The 733-nt window shown below is 74.2% G+C and carries 2 protein-coding genes; both read left to right on the top strand.

Features of this window, described 5'->3' with window-relative positions; all coding sequences use genetic code 11:
• The first annotated feature begins 137 nt into the window (after positions 1-137).
• Complete coding sequence (locus tag G3I53_RS07275; RefSeq protein WP_164335082.1) at positions 138-452, top strand: gas vesicle protein K; 315 nt, start codon at positions 138-140, stop codon at positions 450-452.
• Positions 449-733: GvpL/GvpF family gas vesicle protein (locus G3I53_RS07280; RefSeq protein WP_203616720.1), on the top strand; the 285-nt coding region annotated here is incomplete at its 3' end. The genes G3I53_RS07275 and G3I53_RS07280, both read left to right, overlap by 4 nt.

Consider the following 733-nt stretch of genomic DNA (forward strand, 5'->3'; position numbering starts at 1 on the left):
GGCCCGGCGGCTGGACGCCGCCCGGCCGGTGGCGGCGGCCGGATGAACGCGGCAGGCGGCCGGATGAACGCCGAACGCGGCCGGACGGGCACGAGGGCCGCCGGCCGGAAGCACGAGCAGGACAGGGGAGGACCGACATGCCGTTGACCGTCGACGAGAACAGCCTCAAACAGGGCGTGCTGTCCCTGGTGGTGACCCTGGTGGAGGTCATCCAGGAGGCACTGGACCGCCAGGCGCTGCGCCGCATGAACGGCGGCGACCTGACCCCCGAGGAGTCCGAGCGGCTGGCGGACGCCCTGCTGGAACTGGACGAGGCGCTGGAACAGATCAAGGAGGACCACGGCATCGTCTCCTCGGTGGCCGACCTGCACCGCGGGCTGGACGAGGTGGTCGACGACGTCGTGGACAAGCTGATCAACCCCCGGCGCTGGGCGGAGGAGGCACACGGATGACCGAGCAGTCGGCGCTCTACGTGTACGCGCTGGTCCCCGACCGGCCCGGCGCCGCCGACGGCGTGACCGGGCTGGACGGCCGCCCGCTGCGGCTGGCCGCGGTGCCCGGCACCGGCGTCGCCGCGCTGGTCCACGACGCCGCGCCCACCCCCTTCGAGGGCGGCGACGACGAGGTGCGGCGCTGGGTGGCGGAGCAGAGCGAGGCGGTCACCGCCGTCTGGGAACGCACCGGCAGCGTGCTGCCGATGACCTTCAACGAGCTGGTCGCGGGCGACCCCGGG

It is taken from the genome of Streptomyces sp. SID14436 (assembly GCF_010548465.1).
Lineage (GTDB): Bacteria > Actinomycetota > Actinomycetes > Streptomycetales > Streptomycetaceae > Streptomyces.